Origin of the sequence: Streptomyces sp. NPDC021019 (genome assembly GCF_044333295.1) — a bacterium.
In the GTDB taxonomy this organism is placed as follows: Bacteria; Actinomycetota; Actinomycetes; order Streptomycetales; family Streptomycetaceae; genus Streptomyces.
This window is the reverse complement of record NZ_JBIRQR010000001.1, coordinates 640,559-658,961: the sequence shown is the minus strand read 5'-3', so window position 1 is coordinate 658,961 and position 18,403 is coordinate 640,559. Positions and strand designations below refer to the sequence as shown.

Here is an 18,403-nt window from a genome sequence, read left to right as displayed (position 1 = left end):
GTGGCCTTCTTCACGAACAGTGACAGCGCACCGCAATGGACCCGCTACCCTAGGTGAACATGAAGATCGCTTTCGTCGGGAAGGGCGGCAGCGGAAAGACCACGCTGTCCTCGCTCTTCATCCGCCACCTCGCCGCCAACGAAGCCCACGTCATCGCCGTGGACGCCGATATCAACCAGCACCTGGGGGCCGCTCTCGGCCTGGACGAGGCAGAGGCCGCCGCGCTGCCCGCCATGGGGGCGCACCTCCCGCTCATCAAGGACTACCTGCGGGGCGCCAACCCCCGCATCGCCTCCGCCGAGACGATGATCAAGACGACTCCGCCCGGCGAGGGCTCCCGGCTGCTGCGGGTCCGCGAGGACAACCCGGTCTTCACGGCCTGCGCGCGCACGGTTCGGCTGGACGACGGGGACGTCCGGCTCATGGCGACCGGACCCTTCACGGAGTCCGATCTCGGAGTGGCCTGCTACCACTCCAAGGTCGGGGCCGTGGAGCTCTGCCTCAACCACCTGGTCGACGGCCCCGACGAGTACGTCGTGGTCGACATGACGGCGGGCTCGGACTCGTTCGCCTCGGGCATGTTCACGCGCTTCGACATGACGTTCCTGGTTGCGGAGCCGACCCGAAAGGGAGTGTCCGTCTATCGGCAGTACAAGGAGTACGCACGCGACTTCGGCGTCGCCCTGAAGGTCGTCGGGAACAAGGTGCAGGGCCCGGACGACCTGGAGTTCCTGCGTGCGGAGGTCGGCGACGACCTGCTGATCGGGATCGGCCACTCCGACTGGGTACGTTCGATGGAGAAGGGGCGGCCGTCCAGGTTCGAGCTGCTGGAGGCCGACAATCGGATGGCTCTGCAGACACTGCAGGACGCCGCCGAGGACTCGTACGGGTCGCGTGACTGGGAGCGCTACACACGCCAGATGGTGCACTTCCACCTGAAGAACGCCGAGAGCTGGGGCAACGAGAAAACCGGCGCCGACCTGGCCGCCCAGGTCGACCCCGCCTTCGTGCTCGACGAACGCCATGCGGGAGCGGGCGTGACCGCACCCGCCTGATTCACCGCACGGGCCTTCTCGTCGGCCACCTTTCGGTGGCCGACGAGAAGGCGAACGATGCGGCGCGCGATCGGCCGATGCTCCGGCCGGCATTCCCTCGGTGCTTCAGCCAGTCGCTCCGGCGGGAGCCGAACTCGCTTCGGCCTGACCCGCGGCAGCGCCCGGAGCCTGATCCGGAGCCGGTCCCGGGGCCTCTCCGTCATCCCCGCCCGGTGCCTGACCTCGGGCCTCTCCGGCACCCTCGGCCGGGGTCTGGTTCTTACCCTCGCCCTCGACCGGGGTCTCTTTCTTACCCTCGTCCTGGTCCTGGTCCTGGTCCTTGCCCTGGTCCTTGCCCTGGTCCTTGCCCTGGTCCTCGCCCCGGTCCTCACCCTTGCCCTTGTCCGCGGGTTGGGCGGCGGCCTGCTGGGTGCCGAGGTAGGACGACCAGCCCGTCTTGGGCGCCTCGCCGACGCCGAGATGGGTCAGCTTGGCCAGCGTCTTCGGGTCCTGTGCGTCCAGCCAGTCGACGAGCTGACGGAAGGACACGCAGCGCACGCCCTCCTTGGTGCACACCTGCGCGATGGTCTCCTCGATGGCGCGCATGTAGGTGCCGCCGTTCCAGGACTCGAAGTGGTTGCCGATGATCAGAGGCGCCCGGTTGCCGTTGTACGAGCGGTCGAAGGCCTGGAGCAGCCCGTCCCGCATCTGGTTGCCCCAGTACTCGTGCTGGGCGGGGTCCCCCTGGGTAGCCGTACCGGACTGGTTGACCATGAAGTTGTAGTCCATCGAGAGGGTCTCGAAGGCGCGGCCCGGCATGGGAACGAGCTGGAGCGGAATGTCCCAGACCCCGTCCTTCTTCTTGGGCCAGACCTGGTTGCCGACGCCGCTGGAGTCGTAGCGGAAGCCCATGGTCCGGGCGGCGGCGACCATGTTCTTCTGGCCTTCGAGGCAGGGGGTGCGGGCGCCGACCAGTTCCTTGTCGTAGTCGAAGGGAAGCGGGTCCTCGCCCTTCAGCTCCGGAGTGTTGGTCTTCCAGCCCTTGACGAAGGCTTTCGCCTGGCTGATCTCGCTCTTCCACTCGTCGACGGACCAGGTCCCGACGCCGCCGTCCTTGCCACAGAAGTGGCCGTTGAAGTGGGTGCCGATCTCGTTGCCTTCCAGCCACGCGGCGCGCACCTCGCTGAGGGTGTCGCGGATGCCGTCGGTGTCGTTGAAGCCGATGTCGGAACGGCCCGGCGCGTGCTGAGGCGGGTTGTAGAGGTCCTTCTTCTCCTCCGGCAGCAAGTACACGCCGCTGAGGAAGTACGTCATCCTGGCGTTGTACTTCTTGGCCACGCCGCGGAAGTGCGAGAAGAGCTTCTGGCTGTCCTCTCCGGCGCCGTCCCAGGAGAAGACCACGAACTGGGGAGGCTTCTCCCCGGGCGCCAGGCGTTCGACGGCCGGCATCTTCGGCTGGGCGCCGGTGAAGGCGGTGGACCCGTCCCCGATCAGCTTGACCGCGTTCTTCGGAACGGCGGCCGGGGGGTTCTCCTTGGCGCCGTGGGCGCCCTTCTCCGTGTCGGCTCCGGCGCCCCCTGAAGCGGACCCCCCGGGCCCGGCTCCGGAACAGCCCGCGAGCACGGCGACCAAGGCCGCGGACATGACGCCCAAGGTGATCCTCTTCGTGGCGGCCATCATCCGCCCACCCTCTTCCTTGCAGGTTATTTGCGTTGAAGTGCCGACACGGCGCGGCCAAATTCGCACACGGTTCCGCACGGCATGGGCGACATGCCGAATGAAAAGCTGCCTATTCGCTAATAAGAGTCATCAACTAGCCCAAACGCCTCCGGCCTGAACCGGACGCGCCCGGGACCCGTGCAACCAGGCGACCCCGTTCCGGCTCGCACCCCGCCACACCCGACCGGCACACCCGACCGGCACGCCGCCCCAACAGGCCCCAACACACCCCGGGACGCCCCGACGGGGACGAAGTGCCACCGCGCCACGCGTCGCGCGGCGACCCTCGACCGCGGAGCGGGATCATGGCTCCATACACGAAGACACAGGTCTAAACCAATTCCCGGCAGGCCCTTGTCACCTGGCCCCGCGCCTGATGAGCTATGCCCCGGGACACAACGGACACCCTGGGACTGGGAGAAGTCGTGAGTAACGAGAGCCTGGCCAATCTGCTGCGGGAAGAGCGGAAATTCGCTCCACCTGCTGAGCTGGCCGCCAACGCCAACGTCACCGCAGAGGCGTACGAGCAGGCCGAGGCGGACCGGCTGGGCTTCTGGGCCGAGCAGGCCCGCCGCCTGACATGGGCCACCGAGCCGACCGAGACCCTCGACTGGAGCAACCCGCCCTTCGCGAAGTGGTTCGCGGATGGCAAGCTGAACGTCGCGTACAACTGCGTGGACCGCCACGTCGAGGCGGGCAACGGCGACCGGGTCGCCATCCACTTCGAGGGCGAGCCGGGCGACAGCCGGGCCATCACGTACGCGGAGTTGAAGGACGAGGTCTCCCGCGCCGCCAACGCCCTGACCGAACTGGGCGTCGGCAAGGGCGACCGGGTCGCCGTCTACCTGCCGATGATCCCCGAGGCCGCCATCGCGATGCTGGCCTGCGCCCGCATCGGCGCCGCGCACTCCGTGGTCTTCGGCGGCTTCTCGGCCGACGCCATCGCCGCCCGTATCAAGGACGCGGACGCCAAGGTCGTCATCACGGCCGACGGCGGCTACCGCCGCGGCAAGCCGTCCGCGCTCAAGCCCGCGGTCGACGACGCCGTCTCGCGGTTCGAGAACGTCGAGCACGTCCTCGTCGTCCGCCGCACCGGCCAGGACACCGCGTGGACCGAGGGCCGCGACGTCTGGTGGCACGAGATCACCGCTCGGCAGTCCGCCGAGCACACCCCCGAGGCCTTCGAGGCGGAGCAGCCGCTCTTCATCCTCTACACCTCGGGCACCACGGGTAAGCCGAAGGGCATCCTGCACACCTCCGGCGGCTACCTCACCCAGGCGTCGTACACGCACAACGCGGTCTTCGACCTCAAGCCGGAGTCCGACGTCTACTGGTGCACCGCCGACATCGGCTGGGTCACCGGTCACTCGTACATCGTCTACGGGCCGCTGGCCAACGGTGCGACGCAGGTCATGTACGAGGGAACCCCGGACACCCCGCACCAGGGGCGGTTCTGGGAGATCGTGCAGAAGTACGGCGTCACGATCCTCTACACCGCCCCCACGGCGATCCGTACGTTCATGAAGTGGGGCGACGACATCCCCGCGAAGTTCGACCTGAGCAGCCTCCGCGTCCTGGGTTCGGTCGGTGAGCCGATCAACCCCGAGGCGTGGATGTGGTACCGGAAGAACATCGGCGCCGACAAGTGCCCCGTCGTGGACACCTGGTGGCAGACCGAGACCGGCGCGATGATGATCTCGCCGCTGCCCGGTGTGACGGAGACGAAGCCGGGAAGCGCCCAGCGCGCGCTGCCGGGCATCGCCGCCACCGTCGTGGACGACGACGCCAACGAGGTACCGGACGGCGGAGGCGGCTACCTCGTCCTCACCGAGCCGTGGCCCTCCATGCTCCGCACCATCTGGGGTGACGACCAGCGGTTCATCGACACCTACTGGTCGCGTTTCGAGGGCAAGTACTTCGCGGGTGACGGTGCGAAGAAGGATGAGGACGGTGACATCTGGCTGCTCGGCCGGGTCGACGACGTCATGCTCGTCTCCGGGCACAACATCTCCACCACCGAGGTCGAGTCCGCCCTCGTCTCGCACCCGTCGGTCGCCGAGGCCGCCGTGGTCGGCGCCGCGGACGAGACGACCGGCCAGGCCATCGTGGCGTTCGTGATCCTGCGCGGCACCGCCAGCGCCTCCGACGAACTGGTCGCGGACCTGCGCAACCACGTCGGCACGACCCTCGGGCCGATCGCCAAGCCCAAGCGGGTCCTGCCGGTCGCCGAGCTGCCCAAGACCCGCTCCGGCAAGATCATGCGCCGCCTCCTCCGCGATGTCGCCGAGAACCGCGAACTGGGCGACGTCACCACGCTGACCGACTCCTCCGTGATGGACCTGATCACCACCCAACTGCCGTCCTCCTCGTCCGAGGACTAGGGCCGACAGCACAGAACAGAGCAGAGCAGGCAGCGCAGAACAGAGCAGCACGGACCAGACACAGAACTACGGAGTACGGCTCCGATGGGCATCCGGCAACGCGCCGGGTGCCCATCGGGCATTTAGCCTGAAGATCACCTAATACGGCTCCACTCTTTACGCCCCCGGTAGAGTGGGCGCTTCACCACAACTACAGAGAACATCTCCACAGGGGCGCCGGGAAGTCTGGTCGGCATGTCCATCAGTCATGCCCTCATGCCGCCCCTGACCTGGAGGTCCTCTCGTGGCACCGCCCAACTCGCCCGCGCCGCCCGCCCCGCCCCGGCGCCCACTGCTCGGCCGGCTCTCCCTCACCGAGCGGAACTACGTGGCGGAAGCGCTCCGCACCGAGACGGTCGGCGGGATCCTGCTGCTGGCCGCAGCGGTCGCCGCGCTCGTCTGGGCCAACGCCTTCGGCGACTCGTACGAAACGGTCAGCAAGTTCCACTTCGGCATCGACGCCATAGGCCTGGACCTCTCCGTCGCGCACTGGGCGGCGGACGGGCTGCTCGCGGTCTTCTTCTTCGTCGCCGGCGTGGAACTCAAGCGCGAACTGGTGGCGGGCGAACTCCGCGATCCGAAGGCCGCGGCCCTTCCGGTCGTGGCGGCCCTGTGCGGCATGGCCGTGCCCGCCCTGGTCTACTTCCTCACCGTGGTCGTCGGCGGCGGCTCGACGAGCGGCTGGGCCGTCCCCACCGCCACCGACATCGCCTTCGCGCTCGCCGTCCTCGCGGTGATCGGCACCTCGCTGCCGTCCGCTCTGCGGGCCTTCCTGCTGACCCTGGCCGTCGTCGACGACCTCTTCGCGATCCTGATCATCGCGGTGTTCTTCACCTCGGACCTGAACTTCCTGGCGCTCGGCGGGGCCGTGCTCGGCCTGGCCGTCTTCTACCTGCTCCTCCGCTTCGACGTCCGAGGCTGGTACGTCTACGTTCCGCTCGCCCTGGTCATCTGGGGCCTGATGTACAACAGCGGCATCCACGCCACCATCGCCGGTGTCGCGATGGGCCTGATGCTGCGCTGCAGCCGCCGCGAGGGCGAGAAGCACTCCCCCGGCGAGCACATCGAGCACCTGGTCCGCCCGGTGTCGGCCGGGATCGCCGTCCCGCTGTTCGCCCTGTTCTCGGCCGGGGTCGCGCTGAACGGCGAGGCGCTGGCCGGTGTCTTCACCCGTCCCGAAACGCTCGGCGTCGTCCTCGGTCTCGTCGTCGGCAAGACCGTGGGCATCTTCGGCGGCACCTACCTCGCCGCCCGCTTCACCAAGGCGGAGCTGAACAAGGACCTGGCCTGGGCCGATGTCCTGGCACTCGCCGCACTCGCCGGCATCGGTTTCACCGTCTCACTGCTCATCGGGGAACTGGCCTTCGAGGGCGACCCGGAGATGATCAACGAGATCAAGGCCGCCGTACTGCTCGGTTCGTTGATCGCGGCCCTGCTCGCCTGCGTACTGCTCAAGCTCCGGGTACGCAAGTACAAGGAGCTGTACGAGGCCGAGGAGCTGGACGAGGACGAATCCGGGGTACCCGACGTCTACGAGCAGGATGATCCGGAATACCACCTGCGGATGGCCGCCATCCTGGAGCGGAAGGCGGCAGAACACCGCCGTCTCGCCGAAGAGCGGGCGGGGGCGGCGCGCGACGAGCCGAACAGTCCGGCATGATCTGACATCGGACGTGTCGAAGACGGAGAGGGAGTCAGGGATGAGCGACCCCGGCAACTACGCGGGCAGTGCGGACCGCAGCATCGGGCAGCTGGTCGCCTCGGCGACGGCCGAGATGTCCGCGCTGGTGCACGACGAGATCGCCCTGGCCAAGGCGGAGGTACGGCAGGACGTCAAGCGCGGGGCGATCGGCAGCGCGGCGTTCATCGCCGCGGGCGTACTGCTGCTGTTCACGATGCCGATGCTGAGCTTCGCGGCCGCGTACTGGATCCACAGCTCCGGCCTGGGTCTGGCGTGGTGCTTCCTGATCGTGGCCGGCGCCTTCATTCTGCTGGCCGCCCTGATCGGGTTCATCGGTCTGCGGAAGTTCAAGAAGATCAAGCCGCCGGAGAAGTCCATCGCCTCCGCCAAGCAGACCGCCGCCGTCCTGCAGAAGGCCAAGCCGCACCCGCGCCCGTCGATCGCGGCCGCCGCGATCATCGAGCGCTCCGGCAGCACCCTGGCGAAGAAGGGCATCGAGAGCGGCTCGCCGAAGGACGCCCCTACGGACTCCGGTAAGGGCAGGGCCGACGCTGTGGCACGCTCATCCACATGACGGTTCCCGATTCCAGCGCGTTCGGCCCGACGGGTCCGGTGGACCCGGAGGGCCCGGCAGCCCCGGCCGAACCGGCCACGAGCCCCGTGGGCCGGGCCGCCGCGGGGGGCCCGGTGCGCCTCGACGGCCCCTGGGCCCACCGCGACGTGGCGGCCAACGGGGCGCGGTTCCACATCGCGGAGATGGGCGAGGGGCCGCTGGTGCTCCTGCTGCACGGCTTCCCGCAGTTCTGGTGGACCTGGCGCCACCAGCTGACCGCGCTCGCCGACGCGGGGTTCCGGGCGGTCGCGATGGACCTGCGCGGGGTCGGCGGCAGCGACCGCACACCACGCGGTTACGACCCCGCCAACCTGGCCCTCGACGTCACCGGGGTGATCCGCTCCCTCGGTGAGCCCGACGCGGCCCTGGTCGGCCACGACCTCGGCGGCTACCTCGCCTGGACGGCCGCAGTGATGCGGCCCAAGCTCGTCCGCCGGCTCGCCGTCTCCTCCATGCCGCACCCGCGCCGCTGGCGCTCGTCGATGCTGTCCGACTTCGCGCAGTCGCGGGCCGGTTCGTACGTCTGGGGCTTCCAGCGCCCGTGGCTTCCGGAGCGTCAGCTCCTCGCGGACGACGCGGCGCTGGTCGGGACCCTCGTCCAGGACTGGGCGGGCCCCCGCACCCCGGACTTCCCCGACGAGGAGACCCTGGCCGTCTACCGGCGGGCCATGAGCATCCCCTCCACCGCCCACTGCTCGATCGAGCCGTACCGCTGGATGGTGCGGTCGATGGCCCGTCCGGACGGAATCCAGTTCAACCGGCGGATGAAGCGTCCGGTCCGGGTGCCCACACTGCACCTGCACGGGTCGCTCGATCCGGCGGTACGCACCCGCAGTTCGGCCGGGTCCGGCCAGTACGTCGAGGCGCCCTACCGGTGGCGACTTTTCGACGGTGTCGGTCACTTCCCCCACGAGGAGGATCCGATCGGCTTCTCCACCGAACTCATCAACTGGCTCAAGGACCCCGAGCCCGACCGGTAGCAGCCCGCCCGTCACGGGCACGCGTGTCCGACGAACAGCCAATTGCCCGCCGCATAGGCCAATTGGCTGACTCCCGCACGATTACCGACCTTGGGTCACGGGCAGACGTCGGGGTATGGGCTGGACGCACGACTTCACTGACGAAGCACGCAACCGCCGCTCCACCGCGTCAGCCGGTGTGGGCACTCATGAGGGGGGCGGCCCCCGGGGCCGGGTGCACGATGTGCATGACCTTCACCGTTCCCGTCTCGGGATTCCGCGCATCCTCCGCCGTCGGGCCCGCTGGGTCTCGGCACGGCTCCGACACCCCCGTAACTGACCCTCACCGGCTCGGCCCGGGGCGGGCCCCAGGGGTGTCAGTCACCCGTGTCGGGCCCCCTCCAGGGCGTGTCCGGCGGATCTTGGCCGGTCCGCGGCGTTTCTCCGGCCCTCATCCCCGGGGCAGGCCCTAGAGGGCGCAGCCCTCGCTGTCGACCTGCTGGTTGGCCTCGCGGCCGATCTCGATGTCCTCACGGATCTCGTCGGCCGTCAGCGCGTAGCCGGTCTCCGGGTCGTCGAGCGACTTGGCGAACACCACTCCGTACACCTTTCCGTCCGGAGTGAGCAGCGGGCCGCCCGAGTTACCCTGGCGCACCGTCGCGTAGAGCGAGTACACATCGCGCCGCACCGTACCCCGGTGGTAGATGTCCGGGCCGTCGGCGTCGATGCGGGCGCGGACGCGGGCCGAGCGCACGTCGTACCCGCCGTTCTCGGGGAAGCCCGCGACGATCGCGCTGTCGCCGGTCGCCGCGTCGTCGTCCGGGCCGGTGAACTGCAGTGGCCTGGCCCGGAGATCGGGGACGTCCAGGACCGCGATGTCGCGCTGCCAGTCGTAGAGGACGACCTTCGCGTCGTACAGCCGGCCTTCGCCCCCGATCTGCACGGTGGGCTCCTCCACGCCGCCGACCACATGGGCGTTGGTCATCACCCGGCGCTCGGAGAAGACGAAGCCGGTGCCTTCGAGGACCTTGCCGCAACTCGGGGCGGTGCCCACGACCTTGACGATCGACTTCTTGGCGCGGGCGGCCACCGGGCTGCCCACGAGAGCCGGGTCCGGGGCCTTGACCTCGGTGATCGGCTCGTTGGCGAACGGGCTGAAGACCTGTGGGAAGCCGTTCTGCGCGAGGACGGAGGAGAAGTCCTGGAACCAGCTGGGCGCCTGCTTCGGCATCACCCGGTCGACCCCGAGCAGCACCGAGGAGCTACGGACCTCCTTGCCGAGGGTCGGCAGCGAGGTGCCCGCCAGCAGCAGGCCGATCATCCAGGCCACCAGCAGCATGGCCACCACATTGACCAGCGCGCCGCCGGTGGCGTCCAGGGCGCGCGCGGGCGACCACGTGATGTACCGGCGGAGCCGGTTGCCCAGGTGGGTGGTGAAGGCCTGGCCGACCGAGGCGCAGACGATCACGATGACGACCGCGCCGATGGCGACGGCGGTGGACACCTCGGCGTCCTCGGTCAGCCGGTCCCAGATGACGGGCAGCAGGTAGACGGCGACGAGACCGCCCCCGAGGAAGCCGATCACGGACAGGATGCCGACGACGAAACCCTGGCGGTAGCCGATGACCGCGAACCACACGGCAGCCAGCAGCAGCAGGATGTCCAGCACGTTCACCGTCGGTAGCCTCGCACTTTCGTCACCTGGCCCGTCGGTGGTGACGGGGTCCGGGCCGGGCCCGGAACAGCGCAGCAGGACAGCCAGCGTGTCATGCGCGCCAGTCGAGCGGCACCTGTCTGGCCCTGTCCCAGGGGCGTTCCCATCCCGCGTAATGCATAATCCGGTCGATCACTCCGGCGGTGAAACCCCAGACCAGGGCCGATTCGACCAGGAACGCCGGGCCGCTGTGCCCGCTCGGGTGGACGGCCGTGGCCCGGTTCGCGGGGTCCGTGAGATCCGCCACGGGGACCGTGAAGACCCGGGCCGTCTCGGCCGGATCGACCACCCCGACCGGGCTGGGCGCGCGCCACCAGCCGAGCACGGGCGTCACGACGAAACCGCTGACCGGGATGTAGAGCCGGGGCAGCACACCGAAGAGCTGTACGCCCCGGGGGTCGAGCCCGGTCTCCTCCTCGGCCTCGCGCAGCGCCGCCCGCAGGGGCCCGGTGGTGGCCTGGTCACCGTCCTCGGGATCCAGTGCGCCGCCGGGGAAGGACGGCTGCCCGGCGTGGGAGCGCAGGGTCCCGGACCGCTCCATCAGCAGCAGTTCGGGGCCGCGCTCCCCCTCGCCGAACAGGACCAGGACGGCGGACTGCCGGCCCGCCCCGCTCTCGGGCGGCAGGAAGCGGCTGAGCTGCTGCGGCTGGACGCTGAGCGCGGCCGCCGCGACGGGGTCGAGCCACGCGGGCAGGCCGTCCGTGGTCACGATGACGGCCGGGTCGGGAGCACGGCCGCCACCGCTGCGACCCGGCCCCTCGGCGAGGTCGTTCCCGGCGTGCGCCGTGCCCTGTGTGTGCGTGTGCGCGTGCGTCATAGGCACCCCCGTCGATTCACAACGCCTGTCATCGGCCATTTCGTTCCGAGCCGTTCCGTCCTGGGGGTGAAGTGCGGGGGCCGTGCGCGGGCGTCGCCCTCACCCCGCCCCGAGCGCGGGAGCGGGCTTCCCTGGGTAGTCGGCGGGCGGGCTGAGCCGCTGGCCCGGGTAACCGCCCATCTCGTACTTGAGGAGCTTCCCGGCCTTCTCCGGATCGGTCTCGCCCTCTCCGTACGAAGGACAGAGCGGGGCGATGGGGCAGGCGCCGCAGGCGGGCTTGCGGGCGTGGCAGATCCGGCGTCCGTGGAACACCACCCGGTGCGAGAGCATCGTCCACTCGCTCTTGGGGAAGATCCCGGCGACGACCGCCTCGACCTTCACCGGGTCCTCCTCGTCGGTCCACTTCCAGCGCCGCACCAGGCGCCCGAAGTGCGTGTCGACGGTGATGCCGGGGACACCAAAGGCGTTGCCCAGGACCACGTTGGCGGTCTTGCGGCCGACGCCGGGCAGCTTCACCAGGTCCTCCAGGCGCCCCGGGACCTCACCGCCGAACTCGTCCCGGAGGGCGGCCGAGAGGCCGAGCAGCGACTTGGTCTTGGCCCGGAAGAACCCGGTCGGCCGGATGATCTCCTCCATCTCCTCCGGCACGGCAGCCGCCATGTCCTCGGGGGTGGGGTAGGCGGCGAAGAGCGCCGGGGTGGTCTGGTTGACCCTCAGGTCCGTGGTCTGGGCGGAGAGGACCGTGGCCACGAGGAGCTCGAACGGGTTGCGGAAGTCCAGCTCGGGATGGGCGTACGGGTAGACCTCGGCGAGCTCCCGGTTGATCCGGCGGGCCCGGCGGACCATCGCGAGGTGCGACTCCGCCTTCGGCGCCCTGCGCACCGAAGGGGCCTTGGCCGCCTTGGTCGTGGCCGCCTTGGTCGTGGCCGCCTTGGTCGTGGCCGCCTTACGCGCCGCGGCAGCTGGGGTCGTGGCCGCCTTGCGCACTGTGGCAGGCTCGGCCGTTCTATCCGATTTGCCGGATTCGCCAGATTCGCCGGTTTGGACAGGTCGGGCGGGTTGGGCGGGCGTTGGCGATGACGACGATGACACTGCGGACCTCCTGGCCGACTTCCGGAGCGGCTCCCCCGGCTCTCCGGGGGAGCCGTGCACCCCTTCGAGGGAGCCATTCGCGGCATTCCTCGGGCGCGGCCAGGGCTGTTCGCCCACAGCTGAATCGCCACCCTTCAGGGCCGCGTCAGCCCCCTTGGCCTGCGCTCTCCCCGGCGTTCTGGACACCCGGCCAGCCTAGAGCCAGGCACCGACAACCACCGCCGTCACGGCGTATCCACCCCCGATCGGCCCCCTGCCGTAGGGTCCGGCCCGCCCGTGCGTCAAACTGGTTTGTGATTGATCGCACTGTTTTACCGTCCGGCATGATGGGGACCACGGTTCCCTGAACAGGCCGACAAGGAGAGAACTCGTGGACGACGTTCTGCGGCGCGCCCCGCTTTTCGCGGCGCTCGATGACGAGCAGGCCGCGGAGCTCCGCGCCTCGATGAGTGAGGTGACCCTCGCGCGCGGAGACGCGCTGTTCCACGAGGGCGACCAGGGTGACCGCCTGTACGTGGTCACCGAGGGCAAGGTGAAGCTCCACCGCACCTCGCCCGACGGGCGCGAGAACATGCTGGCCGTGCTCGGCCCCGGCGAGCTGATCGGGGAGCTGTCGCTCTTCGACCCGGGCCCGCGTACGGCGACCGCCTCCGCGCTGACCGAGGTCAAGCTCCTCGGCCTCGGCCACGGCGACCTGCAGCCCTGGCTCAACGCCCGGCCCGAGGTGGCCACCGCGCTGCTGCGCGCGGTCGCCCGCCGACTGCGCAAGACCAACGACCAGATGTCCGACCTGGTCTTCTCCGATGTGCCGGGCCGTGTAGCCCGCGCCCTCCTGGACCTGTCGCGCCGCTTCGGCGTCCAGTCCGAGGAAGGCATCCACGTCGTGCACGACCTCACGCAGGAGGAACTGGCGCAGCTGGTCGGCGCCTCCCGCGAGACGGTCAACAAGGCGCTCGCGGACTTCGCGGGCCGCGGCTGGCTGCGCCTGGAGGCCCGTGCGGTCATCCTGCTGGACGTGGAGCGGCTGGCGAAGCGTTCGCGCTGACCCCGTTTCCGTACGCGAAGGGCCGCGCCGACCGGGGCACCTACCGGAGCACGCACGCCGGTACGTCCGTCGGCGGGGCCCTTCGCCGCGCGGCGGCGGATCAGCCCCGGATCAGTCCGTGCTCGGTCAGATACTCCAGCTGCGCCCGCACCGACAGCTCGGCGGCCGGCCACAGGGTGCGGTCCACATCGGCGTACACCGTCGCCACCACCTCCGACGGCGTACGGTGCCCGGCCTCCACCGCCGTCTCCACCTGGGCGAGCCGGTGCGCGCGGTGGGCCAGGTAGAACTCCACCGCCTCCTGCGCGTCCTCCAGCACCGGGCCGTGGCCCGGCAGCACCGTGTGGACGCCGTCGTCGACCGTCAGCGACCGAAGCCGCCTGAGCGAGTCCAGGTAGTCGCCGAGCCGCCCGTCCGGGTGCGCGACCATCGTCGTGCCGCGGCCGAGGATCGTGTCACCCGTCAGCACCGCCCGGTCGGCGGGCAGATGGAACGAGAGCGAGTCCGCCGTGTGCCCGGGCGTCGGCACGACCCGCAGCTCCAGGCCGCCGGTGGTGATCACGTCGCCCGCCGCGAGACCCTCGTCGCCCAGCCGCAGCGCCGCGTCCAGGGCCCGCACCTTCGTCCCCGTCAGCTCCGCGAACCGGCCCGCGCCCTCCGCGTGGTCGGGGTGACCATGGGTGAGCAGCGTGAGGCCCACGCGCCGCCCGGCCCGCTCCACCGCCCCGATCACGGCCCGCAGGTGTACGTCGTCGAGCGGCCCGGGATCGATGACGACCGCGAGATCGGAGTCGGGCTCGGCCACGATCCAGGTGTTCGTCCCGTCGAGCGTCATCGCGGACGGGTTGGGCGCGAGGATGTTGACGGTGCGGGTGGTCGCGGGGCCGGAGGCCACGGTTCCGCGAGGCTGTCCGGGCAGGGCTGCCGCGTCGCTCACGCCCCACCGCCTGCCGGGCCCGCCGCGGGTACGTGTTGGGTGAACTCGTCGTGCCCCGGCCAGCTCAGCACCAGTTCGCCGCCCTCCAGACGGGCCTGTGCGAGGACCGGGGCCATGTCCTGTCCGTCGGCCGCCCCGAGCGCCTCCGCGGCCGTCCTGTACGGCGCGAGGGCCCGCAGCGTGGTCACGGTGGGCGGCATCATCAGCAGCTCGCCCCGGTCGTAGCGGCGGGCCGCGTCGGCGGGGGCGATCCACACCGTGCGGTCGGCCTCGGTGGAGACGTCCCGGGTGCGCTGCCCCTCGGGGAGCGCGGCGACGAAGAACCAGGTGTCGTACCGGCGCGGTTCGAACTCCGGCGTGATCCAGCGCGCCCAGGCGCCCAGCAGGTCCGAGCGCAGCACCAGGCCCCGCCGGTCCAGGAACTCCGCGAAGGACAGCTCCCGGGCGACCAGGGCCTCCCGGTCGGCCTCCCAGTCGTCCCCGGTCGTGTCGCCGACCACGGTGTCCGCGGTCGGCCCGGCGAGGAGGACGCCCGCCTCCTCGAAGGTCTCACGCACCGCCGCGCAGACGACGGCCTGCGCCTCGGCGACCGTCGCCACACCGAGCCGCGCGGCCCAGTGCCCCAGCGGGGGCCCGGCCCACCCGATCAGCCGGTCGTCGTCGCGCGGATCGACCCCGCCACCCGGATAGGCGTACGCGCCCCCGGCGAAGGCCATGGAGGTCCGGCGGCGAAGCATGTGCACGACAGGGCCACCGGGCGCGCCGCCCTGCACGCCCGGATCGCCGCCCGTCCCACCCGCCTCGGGTCCGCCCGGATCGCGGAGCAGCATCACGGTTGCGGCCCGCCGGGGTGTCACGGCCGTCAGCTCACCGGCGGCGAGGGCCCGGATCCGGTCGGGCCATTCCGGGGGGTACCACTGACCTTGGGACATGGCCGGAGGCTATCCGGAACCGCGCCGATGTTCGAGGGGCTCCCGGCTCCCGGCTCCCGAGGCGTCGCGGCGACCCGACACACCCCGCACCGTCCCGACGGCGCCCCGTACCCGCCCGACACACCCCGGACCGGCCCGACGGCGCCCCGGACCCGCCCGGGACGCCCCGTACCCCTCCGACTGCGCCCCGGACCCGTCCAACACGCCCCCCCGGACACGGACGATCCCGCCCGGTCGCGGGGACCGGACGGGATCGAAAGGCAGGGCGAGAAAGAGTTCTCAACCGTCGGCGAGCTCCACCTGGACCTCGATCTCGACCGGTGCGTCCAACGGCAGCACGGCGACGCCCACGGCGCTGCGGGCGTGCACGCCCTTGTCGCCGAGGACCGCGCCCAGCAGCTCGCTGGCGCCGTTGATCACGGCGGGCTGGCCGGTGAAGTCGGAGGCCGAGGCGACGAAGCCCACGACCTTCACGACGCGCTCGATCCGGTCCAGGTCGCCGGCGACCGACTTCACGGCGGCCAGTGCGTTGAGCGCGCAGGTCTTCGCGAGCTCCTTCGCCTCGTCCGGCGTGACCTCGGCGCCGACCTTGCCGGTGACGGCGAGCTTGCCGTCCACCATCGGCAGCTGGCCGGAGGTGTACACGTACACCCCGGTCCGCACGGCCGGCTGGTACGAGGCCAGCGGCGGCACGACGGCGGGCAGGGTCAGGCCGAGCTCGGCGAGCCGCGCCTCGACGGCGCCCGCCACTACGCCTTCTCCCGCTTCAGGTAGGCCACGAGCTGCTCGGGGTTGTTCGGGCCGGGAACGACCTGGACCAGCTCCCAGCCGTCCTCGCCCCAGGTGTCCAGAATCTGCTTGGTCGCGTGCACGAGAAGCGGCACGGTCGCGTATTCCCACTTGGTCATGGGCCCGACTGTAACGCCTGCCATGTACGGTCCCGTGCGTAGGCCGGGGCCGGACTGGTTAGGCTCGAATACGTGAGCAGGTTCCAGGTCGTCAGCGGCAAGGGCGGCACCGGTAAGACCACGGTCGCCGCCGCCCTCGCGCTCGCCCTCGCGACCGAGGGCAGGCGCACCCTCCTCGTCGAGGTCGAGGGCAGGCAGGGCATCGCCCAGCTCTTCGGTTCCGAGGCGCTCCCCTACGAGGAGCGCAAGATCGCCGTCGCGCCGGGCGGCGGCGAGGTGTTCGCGCTGGCGATCGACGCCGAACGCGCGCTCCTCGACTACCTCCAGATGTTCTACAAGCTCGGCAGCGCCGGCCGGGCGCTGAAGAAGCTCGGCGCGATCGACTTCGCCACCACCATCGCGCCCGGCGTCCGGGACGTCCTGCTGACCGGCAAGGCGTGCGAAGCCGTACGCCGCAAGGACAAGCAGGGCCGGTTCGTCTACGACCACGTGATCATGGACGCCCCGCCGACCGGCCGGATCACCCGTTTCCTGAACGTCAACGACGAGGTCGCCGGGCTGGCCAGGATCGGCCCCATACACAACCAGGCCCAGGCCGTGATGCGGGTCCTGAAGTCGCCGCAGACCGCGGTCCATCTGGTGACCCTCCTGGAGGAGATGCCGGTCCAGGAGACCGCGGACGGCATCGACGAACTGCGCGCCGCCGAGCTGCCCGTGGGCAGCGTCTTCGTGAACATGGTCCGCCCGCATCTGCTCGACGAGGACGCCCTGCGCACCGCCGCGGGCGGCCGCCGCAAGGAGATCGCCAAAGCGCTGACCCGGGCCGGAGTGACCGGTTCCGCGGCGCTCGTACGGCCCCTGGTCGAGCAGGCGGCCGAGCACGCGGAGCGGGTAGGCCTGGAGCGGGAGCAGCGCGCGGTGCTGGCCGGCCTCGGCCTGCCGACGGCGGAGCTCCCGTTGATCGGCGACGGGGTGGACCTGGCCGCGCTGCACGACCTGGCCACGGAGCTCCGTAAGCAGGGTGCGGGGGAAGAGGGAGACGCATGACGGCGAACACAGCCGGTGGGACCCCGTCCGTGTCGGGGCTGGACACGGACGCACTGCTGGACGATCCGGGCATCCGGATCGTCGTGTGCTGCGGCTCCGGCGGGGTCGGCAAGACCACGACCGCCGCCGCCCTGGGCGTACGGGCCGCCGAGCGCGGCCGGAGGGCCGTCGTCCTCACCATCGACCCGGCCCGCCGCCTCGCCCAGTCCATGGGCATCGACCGGCTGGACAACGTGCCGAGGCGGGTCGACGGCATCGACGGCCGGGGCGAGCTGCACGCCATGATGCTGGACATGAAACGGACCTTCGACGAGACCGTCGAGGCCCACGCGGACGCCGAACGGGCCAGGGCGATCCTGGAGAACCCCTTCTACCAGTCCCTGTCGGCCGGGTTCGCCGGTACGCAGGAGTACATGGCGATGGAGAAGCTCGGGCAGCTGCGGGCGCGCGACGAGTGGGACCTGATCATCGTCGACACCCCTCCCTCGCGCTCCGCGCTGGACTTCCTGGACGCGCCGAAGCGGCTCGGATCGTTCCTCGACGGGAAGTTCATCCGGCTGCTGATGGCGCCCGCGAAGGTGGGCGGCCGGGCCGGGATGAAGTTCCTCAATGTCGGTATGTCGATGATGAGCGGAACGCTGGGCAAGCTGCTCGGGGGTCAGTTCCTGCGGGACGTCCAGACGTTCGTCGCCGCGATGGACACCATGTTCGGCGGCTTCCGCAGCCGCGCGGACGCCACGTACAAGCTGCTCCAGGCGCCCGGCACGGCCTTTCTCGTGGTGGCGACGCCGGAGCAGGACGCGCTGCGCGAGGCGGCCTACTTCGTGGAGCGGCTGGCCGCCGAGCAGATGCCGCTGGCCGGTCTGGTCCTCAACCGCGTGCACGGCAGCGAGGCTTCGCGGCTCTCCGCCGAGCAGGCACTGGCCGCCGCGGAAAATCTTGACGACACCCGCATTGTGGATCAGCGGGCCGGGAAAGCTGGCCTTGGTGACCAGGAAGCCCCCGACCCGGCGGTCACCGCTTCCGGACCGACCGAGCCGCCCCTCTCCCCCGAGGCCGGGCAGGCGTCCGGCCCCGAGCCCGCAGCCGAGCCCCAGGACACGACGGAGAACGAGCCGCCGCACGAGAACATCGCGACATCCGCGAACACCCCTGACGACGCGACGAGCCCCGCGGACTCTGCCGACTCAACCGCCGACGCGACGGCCGACGAGGCCGTGGGCGTGGAGGAACTGACGGCGGGCCTGCTGCGTCTGCACGCCGAGCGCATGCAGGTCGTCGCCCGTGAACGCCGCACCCGCGACCGTTTCACCGCACGGCACCCCGAGGTGCCGGTGACGGCCGTGGCAGCGCTGCCCGGCGACGTACACGACCTGAACGGCCTCCGGGCCATCGGCGACCGTCTGGCGGACGGTTCCGCCCCGACCCCTGCCGGAACGGCGTAGGCACCACCCACCGGGCCTGATGGCATACAGGCCTACTCAG

17 protein-coding genes are annotated in these 18,403 nt (G+C 70.8%); 9 read left to right on the top strand and 8 right to left on the bottom strand.

Annotated elements, in window-relative coordinates; all coding sequences use genetic code 11:
• The first annotated feature begins 59 nt into the window (after nucleotides 1–59).
• Nucleotides 60–1,055 carry an ATP-binding protein gene (locus ACH4RG_RS03085; protein WP_397918327.1) on the top strand — a complete coding sequence of 332 codons (996 nt, stop codon included), beginning with the start codon at nucleotides 60–62 and terminating at the stop codon, nucleotides 1,053–1,055.
• Nucleotides 1,056–1,160: 105 nt separating this feature from the next.
• Here ACH4RG_RS03085 and ACH4RG_RS03080 read toward each other — a convergent pair whose 3' ends face one another.
• A complete protein-coding gene (locus ACH4RG_RS03080; protein WP_398539033.1) occupies nucleotides 1,161–2,678 on the bottom strand; it encodes a hypothetical protein in 1,518 nt (505 codons plus the stop codon).
• 458 nt (nucleotides 2,679–3,136) lie between these two features.
• Between ACH4RG_RS03080 and acs the strand changes: the two genes are divergently transcribed.
• From acs to ACH4RG_RS03055, 5 genes are all read left to right on the top strand, one after another.
• Nucleotides 3,137–5,134, top strand: coding sequence for an acetate--CoA ligase (acs, locus tag ACH4RG_RS03075; RefSeq protein WP_398539032.1), 1,998 nt, complete (start codon nucleotides 3,137–3,139; stop codon nucleotides 5,132–5,134).
• 283 nt (nucleotides 5,135–5,417) lie between these two features.
• The gene (gene nhaA, locus ACH4RG_RS03070) at nucleotides 5,418–6,833 is read left to right on the top strand and encodes a Na+/H+ antiporter NhaA (protein ID WP_397918330.1); all 1,416 of its coding nucleotides are present in this window, start codon (nucleotides 5,418–5,420) and stop codon (nucleotides 6,831–6,833) included.
• A 40-nt stretch (nucleotides 6,834–6,873) separates the two neighbouring features.
• A complete protein-coding gene (locus ACH4RG_RS03065; protein WP_397918331.1) occupies nucleotides 6,874–7,428 on the top strand; it encodes a phage holin family protein in 555 nt (184 codons plus the stop codon).
• A complete protein-coding gene (locus ACH4RG_RS03060; protein ID WP_397918332.1) occupies nucleotides 7,425–8,447 on the top strand; it encodes an alpha/beta fold hydrolase in 1,023 nt (340 codons plus the stop codon). Before ACH4RG_RS03065 ends, ACH4RG_RS03060 begins: the two co-directional genes overlap by 4 nt.
• Before the next feature lie 115 nt (nucleotides 8,448–8,562).
• Nucleotides 8,563–8,766, top strand: coding sequence for a hypothetical protein (locus ACH4RG_RS03055; RefSeq protein ID WP_397918333.1), 204 nt, complete (start codon nucleotides 8,563–8,565; stop codon nucleotides 8,764–8,766).
• A 129-nt stretch (nucleotides 8,767–8,895) separates the two neighbouring features.
• Here the strand turns inward: ACH4RG_RS03055 and ACH4RG_RS03050 are convergent, their stop codons facing one another.
• The 3 genes from ACH4RG_RS03050 to nth all read right to left on the bottom strand — a co-directional run bounded on the left by ACH4RG_RS03050 (nucleotide 8,896) and on the right by nth (nucleotide 11,839).
• Complete coding sequence (locus tag ACH4RG_RS03050) at nucleotides 8,896–10,101, bottom strand: MarP family serine protease (protein WP_397918334.1); 1,206 nt, start codon at nucleotides 10,099–10,101, stop codon at nucleotides 8,896–8,898.
• 91 nt (nucleotides 10,102–10,192) lie between these two features.
• A complete protein-coding gene (locus tag ACH4RG_RS03045; RefSeq protein ID WP_397918335.1) occupies nucleotides 10,193–10,957 on the bottom strand; it encodes an NUDIX hydrolase in 765 nt (254 codons plus the stop codon).
• A 99-nt stretch (nucleotides 10,958–11,056) separates the two neighbouring features.
• A complete protein-coding gene (nth, locus tag ACH4RG_RS03040) occupies nucleotides 11,057–11,839 on the bottom strand; it encodes an endonuclease III (RefSeq protein WP_397927811.1) in 783 nt (260 codons plus the stop codon).
• A 580-nt stretch (nucleotides 11,840–12,419) separates the two neighbouring features.
• On the opposite strand from nth, the gene ACH4RG_RS03035 reads away from it, so the two are divergent.
• Entirely contained in the window at nucleotides 12,420–13,094 is a 675-nt protein-coding gene (locus ACH4RG_RS03035) for a Crp/Fnr family transcriptional regulator (RefSeq protein ID WP_003967450.1), read from the top strand.
• 100 nt (nucleotides 13,095–13,194) lie between these two features.
• Here ACH4RG_RS03035 and ACH4RG_RS03030 read toward each other — a convergent pair whose 3' ends face one another.
• From ACH4RG_RS03030 to ACH4RG_RS03015, 4 genes are all read right to left on the bottom strand, one after another.
• Nucleotides 13,195–14,031 (bottom strand): MBL fold metallo-hydrolase, encoded by an 837-nt coding sequence (locus ACH4RG_RS03030; protein WP_397918336.1) that lies wholly within the window; start codon nucleotides 14,029–14,031, stop codon nucleotides 13,195–13,197.
• Nucleotides 14,028–14,963, bottom strand: a complete 936-nt coding sequence (locus ACH4RG_RS03025; protein ID WP_397927508.1) for an NUDIX hydrolase — start codon at nucleotides 14,961–14,963, stop codon at nucleotides 14,028–14,030. Before ACH4RG_RS03025 ends, ACH4RG_RS03030 begins: the two co-directional genes overlap by 4 nt.
• Nucleotides 14,964–15,242: 279 nt before the next feature.
• Nucleotides 15,243–15,713 carry a RidA family protein gene (locus ACH4RG_RS03020; RefSeq protein WP_397927507.1) on the bottom strand — a complete coding sequence of 157 codons (471 nt, stop codon included), beginning with the start codon at nucleotides 15,711–15,713 and terminating at the stop codon, nucleotides 15,243–15,245.
• Nucleotides 15,713–15,871 carry a DUF4177 domain-containing protein gene (locus ACH4RG_RS03015; RefSeq protein WP_003967454.1) on the bottom strand — a complete coding sequence of 53 codons (159 nt, stop codon included), beginning with the start codon at nucleotides 15,869–15,871 and terminating at the stop codon, nucleotides 15,713–15,715. The genes ACH4RG_RS03020 and ACH4RG_RS03015 overlap by 1 nt, the downstream gene beginning before the upstream one ends.
• Before the next feature lie 72 nt (nucleotides 15,872–15,943).
• Between ACH4RG_RS03015 and ACH4RG_RS03010 the strand changes: the two genes are divergently transcribed.
• Both ACH4RG_RS03010 and ACH4RG_RS03005 read left to right on the top strand, forming a co-directional pair.
• The gene (locus ACH4RG_RS03010; RefSeq protein ID WP_398539031.1) at nucleotides 15,944–16,918 is read left to right on the top strand and encodes an ArsA family ATPase; all 975 of its coding nucleotides are present in this window, start codon (nucleotides 15,944–15,946) and stop codon (nucleotides 16,916–16,918) included.
• On the top strand, nucleotides 16,915–18,363 hold the full coding sequence (locus ACH4RG_RS03005; protein WP_398539030.1) for an ArsA-related P-loop ATPase: 1,449 nt from the start codon (nucleotides 16,915–16,917) through the stop codon (nucleotides 18,361–18,363). Before ACH4RG_RS03010 ends, ACH4RG_RS03005 begins: the two co-directional genes overlap by 4 nt.
• Nucleotides 18,364–18,403: the final 40 nt, after the last annotated feature.